Annotated in this window: 14 protein-coding genes and 1 riboswitch; of the genes, 5 read left to right on the top strand and 9 right to left on the bottom strand. The window is 40.7% G+C overall.

Going from position 1 to position 13,285, the window contains the following annotated elements; all coding sequences use genetic code 11:
* The first annotated feature begins 92 nt into the window (after nucleotides 1-92).
* Nucleotides 93-806, top strand: coding sequence for a TspO-related membrane protein (locus tag JNUCC51_RS14965; protein WP_337988713.1), 714 nt, complete (start codon nucleotides 93-95; stop codon nucleotides 804-806).
* A gap of 25 nt (nucleotides 807-831) precedes the next feature.
* On the opposite strand, the gene map is transcribed toward JNUCC51_RS14965, so the two are convergent.
* The gene (gene map, locus JNUCC51_RS14960) at nucleotides 832-1,587 is read right to left on the bottom strand and encodes a type I methionyl aminopeptidase (protein WP_337992243.1); all 756 of its coding nucleotides are present in this window, start codon (nucleotides 1,585-1,587) and stop codon (nucleotides 832-834) included.
* A 179-nt stretch (nucleotides 1,588-1,766) separates the two neighbouring features.
* Between map and JNUCC51_RS14955 the strand changes: the two genes are divergently transcribed.
* Nucleotides 1,767-2,021, top strand: coding sequence for a hypothetical protein (locus tag JNUCC51_RS14955; protein WP_337988712.1), 255 nt, complete (start codon nucleotides 1,767-1,769; stop codon nucleotides 2,019-2,021).
* 66 nt (nucleotides 2,022-2,087) lie between these two features.
* Here JNUCC51_RS14955 and thiT read toward each other — a convergent pair whose 3' ends face one another.
* Nucleotides 2,088-2,648, bottom strand: coding sequence for an energy-coupled thiamine transporter ThiT (gene thiT / locus JNUCC51_RS14950; RefSeq protein WP_134026023.1), 561 nt, complete (start codon nucleotides 2,646-2,648; stop codon nucleotides 2,088-2,090).
* Between the two features lie 128 nt (nucleotides 2,649-2,776).
* A riboswitch (TPP riboswitch) is annotated at nucleotides 2,777-2,884 on the bottom strand.
* A gap of 123 nt (nucleotides 2,885-3,007) precedes the next feature.
* Here thiT and JNUCC51_RS14945 point away from each other — a divergent pair.
* Nucleotides 3,008-3,343 (top strand): magnetosome magnetite crystal formation protein family, encoded by a 336-nt coding sequence (locus JNUCC51_RS14945; RefSeq protein ID WP_049668833.1) that lies wholly within the window; start codon nucleotides 3,008-3,010, stop codon nucleotides 3,341-3,343.
* Nucleotides 3,344-3,392: 49 nt separating this feature from the next.
* Nucleotides 3,393-3,509, top strand: coding sequence for a hypothetical protein (locus JNUCC51_RS24925; RefSeq protein ID WP_490356150.1), 117 nt, complete (start codon nucleotides 3,393-3,395; stop codon nucleotides 3,507-3,509).
* A gap of 42 nt (nucleotides 3,510-3,551) precedes the next feature.
* Here the strand turns inward: JNUCC51_RS24925 and JNUCC51_RS14940 are convergent, their stop codons facing one another.
* From JNUCC51_RS14940 to JNUCC51_RS14925, 4 genes are all read right to left on the bottom strand, one after another.
* Complete coding sequence (locus JNUCC51_RS14940; protein WP_337988711.1) at nucleotides 3,552-6,632, bottom strand: SbcC/MukB-like Walker B domain-containing protein; 3,081 nt, start codon at nucleotides 6,630-6,632, stop codon at nucleotides 3,552-3,554.
* Entirely contained in the window at nucleotides 6,629-7,786 is a 1,158-nt protein-coding gene (locus JNUCC51_RS14935) for an exonuclease SbcCD subunit D (protein ID WP_337988710.1), read from the bottom strand. The genes JNUCC51_RS14940 and JNUCC51_RS14935 overlap by 4 nt, the downstream gene beginning before the upstream one ends.
* Before the next feature lie 16 nt (nucleotides 7,787-7,802).
* The gene (locus JNUCC51_RS14930; RefSeq protein WP_337988709.1) at nucleotides 7,803-8,510 is read right to left on the bottom strand and encodes a hypothetical protein; all 708 of its coding nucleotides are present in this window, start codon (nucleotides 8,508-8,510) and stop codon (nucleotides 7,803-7,805) included.
* Nucleotides 8,511-8,718: 208 nt separating this feature from the next.
* Nucleotides 8,719-9,036 carry a hypothetical protein gene (locus JNUCC51_RS14925; RefSeq protein WP_337988708.1) on the bottom strand — a complete coding sequence of 106 codons (318 nt, stop codon included), beginning with the start codon at nucleotides 9,034-9,036 and terminating at the stop codon, nucleotides 8,719-8,721.
* On the opposite strand from JNUCC51_RS14925, the gene JNUCC51_RS14920 reads away from it, so the two are divergent.
* Nucleotides 9,011-9,595 carry a hypothetical protein gene (locus tag JNUCC51_RS14920; protein WP_337988707.1) on the top strand — a complete coding sequence of 195 codons (585 nt, stop codon included), beginning with the start codon at nucleotides 9,011-9,013 and terminating at the stop codon, nucleotides 9,593-9,595. The two genes, JNUCC51_RS14925 and JNUCC51_RS14920, sit on opposite strands and share 26 nt — an antisense overlap.
* Here the strand turns inward: JNUCC51_RS14920 and JNUCC51_RS14915 are convergent.
* From JNUCC51_RS14915 to JNUCC51_RS14905, 3 genes are all read right to left on the bottom strand, one after another.
* Nucleotides 9,579-10,508 carry an SGNH/GDSL hydrolase family protein gene (locus JNUCC51_RS14915; protein WP_337988706.1) on the bottom strand — a complete coding sequence of 310 codons (930 nt, stop codon included), beginning with the start codon at nucleotides 10,506-10,508 and terminating at the stop codon, nucleotides 9,579-9,581. The two genes, JNUCC51_RS14920 and JNUCC51_RS14915, sit on opposite strands and share 17 nt — an antisense overlap.
* A 198-nt stretch (nucleotides 10,509-10,706) precedes the next feature.
* The gene (locus tag JNUCC51_RS14910; RefSeq protein ID WP_134026031.1) at nucleotides 10,707-11,936 is read right to left on the bottom strand and encodes an aminopeptidase; all 1,230 of its coding nucleotides are present in this window, start codon (nucleotides 11,934-11,936) and stop codon (nucleotides 10,707-10,709) included.
* 1 nt (nucleotide 11,937) lies between these two features.
* A complete protein-coding gene (locus JNUCC51_RS14905) occupies nucleotides 11,938-13,086 on the bottom strand; it encodes a DEAD/DEAH box helicase (RefSeq protein WP_337988705.1) in 1,149 nt (382 codons plus the stop codon).
* Nucleotides 13,087-13,285: the final 199 nt, after the last annotated feature.

Raw genomic sequence — 13,285 nt, 5'->3', positions numbered from 1 at the left:
TTGAAAATTTCCGTTATAATGAAAATATAATATTACAGTCCTATACTTATTTGTCTTTTCCTTATACAATTTAACACGAAGGGAGAGAAATCATGCCTCGATTTTTTTTGATGACAATAACTTTTATTGTCTCACTCATCCTAACCTTTTCATCCTATTTCATGAAAATAAACGATCACTCTTTTTTAGAGATTTTAAATCGTTTTCCAGTTATATTTGCACCGTTTAATGTTAGTTATATGATTTGGATTGTAGTTTACATGTTACTTGGTTATTGGTTAGTCATTAATCTAAAAAAGACATCTATTAAACAGACTGTTCTCTTCAGTAGCATATGTATCATGCAGGCGTTAGCAATTGTTGTTTGGCATCACGAACTATTTATCATGTCAATTATCAGTACGTTTGTTTTAGTCATGTATTTGTTAAAGTTGTACAAAACGTACCCTCTCAGCAATAATTCACTTACAGGTCGTATTCCCTTTTCGGTTTATTTAGCATGGGTTACATTTAGCCTGATGACAAATGTAAGCTTTACGCTAACATCTTATCAATGGAATGGTCTTGGCCTTAGTGATCCACTTTGGGCAGTTATTTTACTGACGATTGGAGCAGCAATAGCGCTACATATTCGATTTCATTATTTTGATATTATCTATCCAAGTGTATTTATCTGGTCCTATATTGGGGTCGCATTACATAATGGTTTTGATGAGCTACTTGTGTCAACTGCAGCCTTATTTTTATGTGGAGTGTTACTTGTCGGTATATTATTTATTAAAAAAAATCCTGCCAACCAAAAATAAATTGGTTAGCAGGATTTTTAGCTTTTTATTGTTCATCTAGTGAAGTTAAAATAATTGGTTTGTCTTTAGTGACGATAATTGAATGCTCAATTTGAGCAACTAATGATTTGTCTGGCGTAACGAATGTCCAGCCATCACCAGCCTCTACAATATGCTCAGCTTTCGCTGAGATAAATGGCTCGACAGCAAGCACCATGCCTTCTTTCATAATTGTCGAATCCCATGCATCATAGTAATTTAAAATATGATTTGGCTCATCGTGTAAAGAACGACCTAAACCATGTCCTGTTAGGTTCATAATCACTGTTAAATCATTAGCATATGCTTCACGCTCAACAGCTTTACCGATTTGGTTTAATTTCGATCCAGCTTTTACTTTTGTCATCGCACGGTCGAAAGCACTTTTAGCTACGCGACAAAGCTTTTCTTTATCCTCATAGCCTTCACCAACTACAAATGAAATGCCAGTATCAGCAAAGTAGCCATTTAGTGACCCAGATACGTCTATATTTACGATATCGCCCTCTTCAATCACACGTGTACCCGGAATACCATGTGCAACTTCCTCATTTACACTAATACATGTGTATCCTGGGAAATCATATTCCCCTTTAGGTCCAGAAATAGCTCCTGCTTCAGCAAACATACGGCCTGCAATTTCATCTAGTTCAAGTGTTGTTACACCTGGTTTTGTAGCAGCTTTCATTTCCTCACGAATTTCAGCACAAATACGGCCGATTTTTTTAAAAGCTTCAATCTCTTCTTGCGTTTTTACAATCATTTTTAACGTCCCTTTCATCTAATGTCTACTATTTAATATAACATAACTTTCTATGCATAAAACGCCAAACGCTTTAAATATTATATGCCACCTTAAATTGTAAAGTGCTGAAAAACAAGCTACTCAGCAAAGCGTGGGGTTGATTTCCGTTCCGACTGGGCGCTTCATGGGGGCGTCCAATGAGCCGCTTCGCTTCGCTGAAGGGTCTCCGGGCCAACAGATGTTTTTTGCGCGAAAGTGAAGCGGCAGCAAAAGGGGTTCATCTGCGCGAAAGCGAAGCGGCGGCGGTAACAGCAACGATGTTGGTCACAAATGTGTTATCACAGGACGTGATGGTTTTAGTCTTCGTTCCTCTATCGCTGATCCCCAAGCAGTCGCCCAGCCTCCACTCTAATCAACTTATATACTACTTTTCAATCAACTGTCATCACTAAAGATGGATGTTTTAGTTTTAAATTTAATAATAATAAAACCCTCCACTCATGTGAAGGGCGTAATAGTTATGATTTTCGTTTCATTAATTGAGGTGCTGCCGTAAATAGCAGAACACCAACAATTGCTGTTAAAATCGTAGCTGGTAGCATATATGTTCCATTATAGATGATTGAATAAATCCACGCATTTTGATCGCCAGCATACTCTGAGAAAAATACAGCGCCCGCAATGGTATGAGCTGCATAACGTAAAAAGCCAGCTAATACCGTTCCTAAAATAATATAAAGCGCCATTTTCATTTTGTTTAAATCTTTGGCTGCATCTAGCACTGGTCGGCGAACAACAGCCGCCAAGCCTACTACTGTAAAGGCAACACCATAATCAAGTAATCCTTGTAGCCAATGTATAATATAGGCGCCAAACATTGTTTGCATAACACCAATAAGTAAACCCGTTGTCAGACCTGGAATAAGGCCCCAGCGGAATGCTATTAAAATTATTGGTACCATCACTAGACTAACAGAGCCACCTTGTGCCCATACTTTAAAGGAAACCTGATCTAGCACAAGGCCAATCGCTGCGAATATCGCAATCTCCACAAGCATTAAAAGTCTTTTATTGTCCATAAATATTCTCTCCTTTGTTCCGATGTAGGATACAAGAGCAGGAATAGAAATCAGCTAGCAAATATGTCCTTATTTGACATCCATAATGGTAAAAACGATGCCAGGACAGAGCCTCACATCGTAAAAGTGTCGGTTTCTATCCACATCCCTACGCAAGTGTTAACTTACAGGTTCGAAGAGTCAAAGCATTACGTGCCCAGTCTCAGCTGACATCATCAGCTCCCCTTGTGGTCGTTACATCTTAATTTATTTGAACAACCTCATTGTACGCAAACATTGTCATGATTACAACCTCTTCCAAATTTTTTTTGAAACTTTATCATTTTTCATGCGTAAATATTAAAAAAGGAGGTACTACTATGGAGAACCAAAAAATTTTATCTGCCTTTAGTTATCTCAGTATTTTATTCGCACCCTTTATTGTTCCATTAGTCGTTTACTTTGTCACAAAAGATAGCGACGTAAAGAGTCACTCTATCCGAGCACTTATTTCACATTTAATTCCAGTCGCATTCGGAATAATATTATTTGTAGTCTTTATTTTCTCAACTTTATCGTTCAACACCAATTTCGATCTAAATTCAGGTAGTAATAATTTTCTTATCATTTGGTTTGCTTCATTCGCAATTTACATTCTCATTTCATTAGGAGTAGTTATTTGGAATATTATTCAAGCTGTTCGCGTGATTCGATAAGTTTCATCTCAACTCACGTTGAACAGATAGTCTAAGGAGCTGTTATTTTGTGAAAGTATCTAAAGTTGTCAAAGTCGCCGTAAAATTAGCACCTATCGCTATCCCAATTGTAAAAAAAGTAATTGCTGCAAAGAAAGGAACTAATCCTAACATAACTAAAAAATGATAAAGAGGCGTATTTCCACACAATGGAAACACGCCTCCTTTTTTATTTTACTTCAAAATATGTTTGACTATGACCGTTCATTGCTTTTTCGACATGCAATACAGCGGGCATTGTAGCTTTTAACTCTGCAACGTGAGAAATAACTCCAATCATACGTCCAGAATCTTGTAAATCAATAAGCGTATCAATCGCCTTATTTAACGCTTCTTCATCGAGAGAACCAAAGCCCTCATCAATAAACATTGTCTCAATGCGAATATTACCTTGATAGCTTTGAATAACATCTGCCATCCCAAGGGCAAGACTTAAAGACGCATTAAACTTTTCTCCCCCTGATAATGTTTTCACATCTCGTAATTGATCCGTATAGGCATCATACACATCTAGTCCTAGCCCACTTTGCTTGGCATGCTTTTCTAAGCGATCTGAACGCCGCAGTTCAAACTGACCATTGGATAGATGATAAAGCCGGACATTTGCTGCATCTGTAATTTTATCTAAATAATTAATTTGAATATAACGCTCAAAGGACAGCTTTTTCTCATTCTGCCCATTTAGCATTGCATAAAGTTCCTTCACCCGTCCCGCTTCTTTTTCAAGTAAACGAATCTCCTGCTCGGTCCCCTCAACTTTTTCGATAAAGTCTGCACAAGCCTTCGCAAATCCTTCCATTTGTTGCAATACTTTAAAGGCTTCCTCATATGTGATACGAAGCATCTCTAACTTTTCTTCCATTGCCGTTAAATCTTGTTTCTCTTGCCCTTTAAGATGCTTCTCCCCCTCAGTAATTTGTACTCGTAATGAGTGGATTTGTAGTGCATAATCATTGCAAGCCTTCCGTAAAGCTTCTATTTGCTGCACGCTCCGCTTCCCTGTAGCAAATTCTTCATAGCTTTCAAAGCCTGCTTCCGTCATACTTACTGAAAATTGTTCCCGCTTTTCATCCATTTTCAGCTTTAATTCCTCAAAAGTCTGTTTCGCAATTTCTACGGTCATTCTAGCATTATTCGCTGCTTCCTTGGCAGATTGCAGATTTTGTTGACTGAGATTCCATGCTGCTTGTAATGCAACCTTTTGTGAACCTATATCAGTAATCGCCTGCTTCAATGCTTGTAGCGTCGTAAGATTTTCTGGAATATGCTTTTGCTGTTCTTCCACAATTGCTTGTTGTTTAGTCAATTCCTTCGTCTTCTCAGCTAAATATTGCTCTAGTTTTATTTGCTTTTCTTGTAGCTGCTCAATTCGTGTACGATGATCCTTTTGTTGCATACGTATATCAGACAATTGATTGCTCACTACTTTTAAGATTGTTATTTGTTGCTCTAAGTTTTGCAAGGAAGCTACAATTTGTGCTTGATTCGATTGATCAATCTCATTCTTCTCTAACTGTTCTAGCGCTTCTTGTAAAAGATGCTTTGTAGAATTCAAGAAAGCCTCTTTCTCTAAAAACTTGCGCTCATCAGTAGTAGCCTTTCCTCGTAAAGCTTCCACCTGTGCTAATTCGATCATCTCTAATTGCTCACGATGTGTTTCGAGATGCGTTGTACTACCACACACCGGGCAAGGCTCTCCATCCTTAAGTTGCTGCGCCAAAATACTTGCCTGACTCGCAATCCATTGCTGCTCCAGCTTTTTAAGAGCTTGCTTACTTTCTTGATGATGAACATTAGTAGTGGCTACATCCTGCTCAGCAGTTGCAACTGCTCTCGTGTATTTTTCGACTTGCGCTAGTAATGATACGTGTTCTTTTAGCTTCGGTAGCTGTTCTAAATAACTTTCATATGGCTCAAGTTGTTTTTCATATTGTTCAATTGTTTTTGCTAATTGCTGGACTTGTATTTGTCCTGTTTCTAAGATCTTACTATTATCGTCTACTGCTAGCTTTGCTGTTGCAACATATTGTTCAGCTATTTGCATTTGCTGCAGATTATTCTCATACGCTTCGAATGTCGGTAATAATGCTTGTAGCTGTAATTCCTGCTGTAGAACGTGTTGCCGTTCAGATTCTTTCGCCTCTTCAATGTTAAACTTTTCCTGCGCTATCTTTAACCGAGCTTCTGCGTTTTGCTGCTCGGCCATCGCTTGCTGGTAGGATTGTTCTTTCCGATTTTGCTCAGCACGTAAATCGATACATTGTTGCTCAAGTATGACAAGACGTTCTGCTTTTTCTGCTAATGCAATTTCACGTTCTTTTGCGCTATATATATCTTGTTCTTGTAACAATGCTTGTAGGCGATTCTGACGGTTAGTTTGCTCATCAAATTGCTCATTTAGTGTTTTTGCCATACTATAAAATTCTTGCTCTTTTTGATGATGCGCATACGCCTCTTTATAGCGTTGCTGTTCTAATTGTATACATTCTGTATAATAGGTCTGCTCCTCTTCCAGAGCCTTCTTCAACTGATGCATATTTTCAGTATTAGTAGTAATGCAAGTAAATAAAGTTGATGAACGTTGTGGTAAAGCCCCTGCAATTTGGCCAAGAAGATGCTCCTTTAATTGTTTAGCACGCAGTAAATCACTTTCCGCTTCTTTTCGTTTCGCATCAAGTCTTTTTGTCATCACACCAAAGCGATCTGTTTTAAAAATTTTGCGCAAAATAACTTCTTTATTCGTAGAATCTGAGGTTAACAGTTTGCGAAATTCACCTTGTGGTAGCATAACAATTTGACTAAACTGATCCTTGGTGAGGCCGATTATATCCTGTAGCTTTTTATCTACCTCAAGCGTTTGCTGTTTTTCTACAATACTATAATCAAGGGTGTCTCCTTTGATTTCAGCGAGTTCAATCTTCTTGCCAGTAACACTTTTATTTTTTGCTTTAATATGACCTGGCTGACGTAAAATTTGATAGACCTTATCATGCATTTCAAAAACAAGTTCCACAGCAGTATAGACATCATCATCTGCAAACCCGCTTCGAAGCATAGCAGTATCCTGACGATCTTCACCGCTACCCGATCCGTAAAGTGCATAGCAAATAGCATCAAAAATAGTCGTTTTCCCTGCACCTGTTTTTCCGGAAATCGCAAATAGACGATGTTCACCAAGCTGTTGGAAATCAATAACCTCAGTATTTTTATATGGACCGAACGCAGTAATCGTTAACTTTAAAGGCTTCATTTTACTGTCTCCCGCTCCTCATCTAATAATTCTTGTAGCATCTCTGTGAATAGACGCTCTGTATCTTGATCAGGCTGTATGCCAATTATATCTGTAAAAAATGATCGGAATAAATCGATGTCTTCTATCTTCTCTGTCTCAACCGCCTGAATTTCATGTGGTACCTCTTGACGTATTGCTTTACGCTCAACATGCATCGCATTAGGAAACACTGTACGAATACGTTCCATCGGCGAAGTTACTGGCGTAGTATCTGTTAAGCGTACAAATACATAATCGTCACTTGGTGGTAATTGCAATAAATCATCCATTAATCCCTCTACCACACGTAAATCTCGTCTAGCTATAAGCTTTCGTTTTGCGACAGTAACTTCTCCCTGCGCATCTAGCTCAATTATTAAAAAGCCCTTCTCATGTAAGTGCTCAGATAATGAATACTTCAATGGAGAGCCAGCATATCGAATCGTTTCATTCAACACAAAATGCGCTTTATGCAAATGGCCAAGTGCTGTGTAATTAAAAGGCTTAAACAATGCTGCACTTACACAATCCGAGCCTCCTATTGATAAAGGTCGTTCAGAATCACTCGTATTCGCTTCCTCTTCTCCATACTTCGTCACAAAGGCATGTCCAACAAAAACATTGCGCTTTGTCGTATCTAAACTTTGCTCAATATGTTCGATAATTTTTCCCATCGCATCTTGATGAGATCTAATGGAATCATCCTCTAAAATAGTCCTTACTGAAGCCGGCTCTGCATAAGGAACGAGATGAAAATGTACTTCACCATACTCATCATGAAAAACTATCGGGGTATGATCTTTCGTAAATTGGCCTTTAATATGTAGTCCACTATCACTCATTAAACTACTGCCAAAATTCAATCGACCTGCACTATCATGATTCCCGGCAACCGCTAACACAGGGATTTTTTTATCAAGTATAATTTCCGCGAAAATATCATTTAGTAAATTCACTGCCTCAATCGGGGGCATCGAACGGTCATATAAATCACCTGCTATAACGATAACATCTGGTTTTTCCTCATCAATGGCTAGCATAAATTGCTGTAAAATATATTGTTGATCCTCCGTCATATAGACGCCTTGTACAAGCTTCCCTAAATGCCAATCTGCTGTATGAAATATTTTCATTCTTTGCGCCTCCTGTCTATTTCATTTTATCACGGCTGATGGATTGATTGTTTTTCCTTTTATTAGTTTGAAAATTATAATTAGGATCCTCACCATATTGTGGGGAATTGAGGTGAAGGGAATTCGTCGATTCGAGAGTTCCTTCTTTCACTCTGTGGGTTCTTTCCGTCACTTCGACGATTCTTTCCGTCGCTCCGAGGGTTTCTTCCGTCGCTTCGGGGGGGTCTTTCCGTCGCTTCAGCGTTTCTTTCCGTCGTTCCGGGGAATCTTTCCGTCGCTTCGACGTTTCTTTCCGTCGCTTCGGTTCTTTCCGTCGCTCCGGTTCTTTCCGTCGCTCCGGGGATTCTTTCCGTCGCTTCGGCATTTCTTTCCGTCGCTCCGAGGGTTCCTTCCGTCGCTTCGGTTCTTTCCGTCGCTTCGGTTCTTTCCGTCGCTTCGGTTCTTTCCGTCGCTCCGGTTCTTTCCGTCGCTCCGGTTCTTTCCGTCGCTCCGGGGATTCTTTCCGTCGCTTCGGCATTTCTTTCCGTCGCTCCGAGGGTTCCTTCCGTCGCTTCAGCGTTTCTTTCCGTCGTTCCGGGGATTCTTTCCGTCGTTCCGGGGATTCTTTCCGTCGCTTCGGCATTTCTTTCCGTCGCTTCGGCATTTCTTTCCGTCGCTTCGGTTCTTTCCGTCGCTCCGAGGGTTTCTTCCGTCGCTTCGGCGTTTCTTTCCGTCGCTTCGGCATTTCTTTCCGTCGCTTCGGTTCTTTCCGTCGCTCCGAGGGTTCCTTCCGTCACTTCGACGTTTCTTTCCGTCACTCCGAGGGTTTCTTCCGTCGTTCCGGGGATTCTTTCCGTCGCTTCGGCATTTCTTTCCGTCGCTTCGGTCTTTCCGTCGTTCCGGGGTTCTTTCCGTCGCTTCGGTTCTTTCCGTCGCTCCGAGGGTTTCTTCCGTCACTTCGACGTTTCTTTCCGTCGCTTCGGTTCTTTCCGTCGTTCCGAGGGTTCCTTCCGTCGCTTCGACGTTTCTTTCCGTCGTTCCGGGGATTCTTTCCGTCGCTTCGACGTTTCTTTCCGTCGCTTCGACGTTTCTTTCCGTCGCTTCGGTTCCTTCCGTCGTTCCGAGGGTTCCTTCCGTCGCTTCGACGTTTCTTTCCGTCGCTTCGACGTTTCTTTCCGTCGCTTCGGTTCTTTCCGTCGCTCCGAGGGTTTCTTCCGTCGCTTCGGCGTTTCTTTCCGTCGTTCCGTGGATTCTTTCCGTTGCTTCGGCATTTCTTTCCGTCGCTTCGGTTCTTTCCGTCGCTCCGAGGGTTTCTTCCGTCACTTCGACGATTCTTTCCGTCGCTTCGGTTCTTTCCGTCGTTCCGAGGGTTCCTTCCGTCGCTTCGACGGTTCTTTCCGTCGCTCCGAGGGTTCCTTCCGTCGTTCCGGGGATTCTTTCCGTCGCTTCGGCATTTCTTTCCGTCGCTTCAGTTCTATCCGTCGCTCCGAGGGTTCCTTCCGTCACTTCGACGTTTCTTTCCGTCGCTTCGGCATTTCTTTCCGTCGTTCCAGGGATTCTTTCCGTCGCTTCGGCATTTCTTTCCGTCGCTTCAGTTCTATCCGTCGCTCCGAGGGTTCCTTCCGTCACTTCGACGATTCTTTCCGTCGCTCCGAGGGTTCTTTCCGTCACTTCGACGTTTCTTTCTGTCACTCCGACAATTCTTTCCGTCGCTCTGACAATTTCATCCCTCTCTCAGAGGATTCTATCTTTCGCCCCGATGTAAACATAAAAAAGAGCATCATTGTCGATGCTCTGTTACAAATAGCTATGATTAAAAAAGTTCTTTAGCTCTTACCTTCTCCATAAAAGCAGCGTATCCTTTAAAACCACCTTGAATGGCACGCGCAGTAGGACTTGGCTTTTCTTTTTCTTTTTCTTTTTCTACTTGTTTCTGCTCTGCCTTCGCTACTTGTTCTAATATCTGCTCGAATGAAATAGGGTTAGGCTTTGGCAGTTCGTTTGAAGAAATTGCTAGTGTTTTACTTCCGCTATATTCATGTAAAAATGAATTTGCCATTTGGCGATAGCCTTCAAAATTTGGATGTACATCAGAGATATTGGGTAAAAGGTTTGTAGCGTTTAATCCATAAGAATTATATACGTCTATAAAAACTGCTCCAGCATGCTCTGCCTGTTGCTGTAAAATCTTATTTAGTTTTACAAGCTGTGCGTTTGTTCCTTCTTTTTGCGTAGCGTGAACACTTGGATATGCAAAATAATAGCCCATTACATAGACCTTTGCTTTAGGTGCTCGCACTTTCAACTCATCCAAAATCTCAGCCATATTTTTTCTAGCAATATTTAATGCATAATCTGTTTGTAGCTGCGCAAAGGCTAATGTACCGGCAGTGGGATTAACCTGCACTAGACGCAGTAAATCATTGGCACCTGCCGAAACAGTAATTAGTGTTGCATTTGCTAATAAATCACTTGCTTCCTCTGATTTTACTCGTTTCAAGACGTCAGCTGTTGTATAGCCTGGAAAAGCGAGCTCCTTTGTATAGAAACTCAATTGCCCAGTCATCCCCAATTTCATGGCAATTAAATCACTGTAGCCTGTATCAATCTGTTGATAAGGTGTTTGACCAGCAGCCAAGGAATCTCCAATTGACAGGTAGTTTTCAGACTGAGCAAAAGCAGATGAAATACCTAATGCCATCGTGAAGATAGTTGCACCAATTATACTTAGAAAACGTTTCATCTGCCCAACTCCATTCCGATTCCATGACATCCGCCGGAGGCTTTAGGCCAACAAATGTTTTTTGCGCGAAGCCTAGCGTCAGCGGCAACAACATGATATTGGTCACTCAGCCTTAATCACAGGACGTGGCGTTTTTAGACCTGGTCCCTCTATTACAGCGGGCGTTTGGAAACCCTTTGAAATAGTTAAATCAAGAGCTTAAAATGCCCAGCTACCTTTGCGGAAAATTGGTTCGACAGTTCCATCTGGTAAAATACCGTCAATGTCCATTTCACCGCTACCAATCATAAAGTCTTCATGTGTAACTGAAATATTTGCACCTAACGCTTCTAGCTGTCCGTTTTCTAAATCTCTTCCACCTTCTAAGCAAGTTGGATAAGCTTCACCAATCGCTAAATGGTTCGATGCATTTTCATCAAACAATGTATTAAAATATAAAATCTCCGATGCTGAAATTGGTGATTCATGCGGTACAAGTGCAACCTCACCTAAATAACAAGAGCCTTCATCTACATTAATAAGCTCCTGTAATAAATCATGCCCTACCTGCGCTTCAGCCTTTACAATTTTTCCTTCTTCAAACGTTAGTTTAAAGCCATCAATAATATTCCCTTGATAAACTAACGGTTTTGTATTGCTTACATAGCCGTTTACCCCTTGTTTCATCGGTAACGTATAAACTTCTTCTGTCGGCATATTAGCAATAAAGATAGTATCATCTGGCGTTTTACTACCTCCAGTAAGCCATTTATGCTGTGGCGCTAAGGCAATTGTTAAATCTGTCCCTGGCGCTGTATAGTGAAGCTTCGCATATTTTTTATTGTTCAGTAGGGCCGCACGAGATTCTAAATTTACTACGTGTTCATGCCAGTTTTCAACAGCATTGCCTTCACCGATACGAACAGTTTTAAAAATAGCTTCCCATAATGCTGGCACTTGTTCCTCAGCGGCTAAATTAGGGAATACCTTTGATGCCCACTTTGGTGAAGGGACAGCAACGATTGACCAAGCTATCAAGTCTTTCATTACGGCGTTGCGATAATTTTTCAGAGCAGCTCCGGATACTTTTTGATGGGTAGCTAGACGATCTGCTGAAATACCTGCTAATTTATCAGGGTCTGCAGCATCAATCCATAATAGTGCTCCTTTACGTTCGATTACCTCATCACGCATTTTAACTACCCATTCTGGGAAACGATTAAATTCTTCATCTGAGGCATGCTCAAAATAAGCACGATCCATTTCATCATCCGAAAAATTAACATGAACACGTCCTGCACCAGCCTTATAAGCCTCTTTCACGACTAAACGGGCGAAATCTAAAGCTTCAACTGATGTATTAACTAATAAGTATTGCCCAGGTTGAATATTGACACCGACTTTTACCGCAAGTTCTGCATATGCTTGTAATTTTTCTTCAAACGTCATATTATTTACCTCGCTTCTGTCCAATTGTTTTTGAATTGCCCTCCACTAGCTTACCTTCATGCCATACTTTTTGCACTGGTTTCCCAGGAATTTCCCGTGTCCATTTTTTATACGTTTTTTCATCACGGTAAGATAATAACGTTAATACTTCACCATCAGCACCAGCACGTCCTGTACGACCAGAACGATGCAAATACTGCTCAATTGTTCTTGGTACATCGACATGAATAACATGTGTTAAACCTGCAATATCTAAACCACGTGCAGCAATATCTGTAGCAATTAAAATACGTGCCTCGCCTTTACGGAATGCATCTAACGCCTTTTTACGTTCTTCCTTCTTCATGTCAGAATGCAATGTTACAATTGGTGCCGTACGATATTGTAATTTCGTTTCCTTCATCAGCAATTGATCTATATTGTTGACGAAAGCCAATCCACGTAATCCTTCTGTATGTGATAGTCGGCGTAGGAAATCTGTTTTATCTCGCTCCTCCACTTTCACGAAAGAGTGTACAACTTTACCAACCTTTAGCATATCTTCAGGTTTAATTTTAAAGCGTACTGGCTCGAACATCATGCGACTAGCCACTAATTCAATTTCCTCCGTAATTGTTGCCGACACAACAACTACTTGTCGCCCATATGCTGAACCTTCGATAAAGGATTTTACGACAACACGATATTCACGACTTAGTAACTGATCACACTCATCTAAAATTATTGTTTCAATTTCTTTAAGCTTTAATTTCCCAGCACGTGCTAACTCATTTAATCGGCCAGGTGTTCCTACAACAATCGTCGGTTTTTTCTTTAACTTTTCGATTTGGCGTGCAGAGTTTGCGCCACCAATTAATTGTTGAACCGTAATATCAGAACCTGCTGTCCATTCACGGATAACCTCAACTATTTGCATTGCTAGCTCCTGTGATGGGGCTACGATAAGTCCTTGTGTTTGTTTTTTTGAACCGTTTACTTTATTTAGTAAAGGAAGTACATACGCTAAAGTCTTTCCCGATCCTGTCGGAGATTCAGCTACAATATCTTTGCCCTCAAGCATTGCCGGAATCATTTCTTCTTGAATTTTCATCGGCTCTTCAAATTTCCATTTTGCTTGCACATCTTCATTTAATAAATTTATTACTGACATGTAATTTCCCACCTTCTATCTGCTTGACACTAGTTTAACACACTAATCATTTTCCTACTTCATATGTACGTAAACCTTTGTATAATCGTTTCAAAAATGGCGCTTTCTTAAGCTTCTCTAATGAATTTTAAGTATGCAGATAAAAAAATCTGCACGTCTTTTCACGGGATTGGTTAGCCCTCAAGCCCTTATAGACACT

The organism is Lysinibacillus sp. JNUCC 51, from assembly GCF_015999525.1.
Taxonomy (GTDB): Bacteria; Bacillota; Bacilli; order Bacillales_A; family Planococcaceae; genus Lysinibacillus; species Lysinibacillus xylanilyticus.
This window is presented reverse-complemented; position numbering and strand designations above follow the sequence as displayed.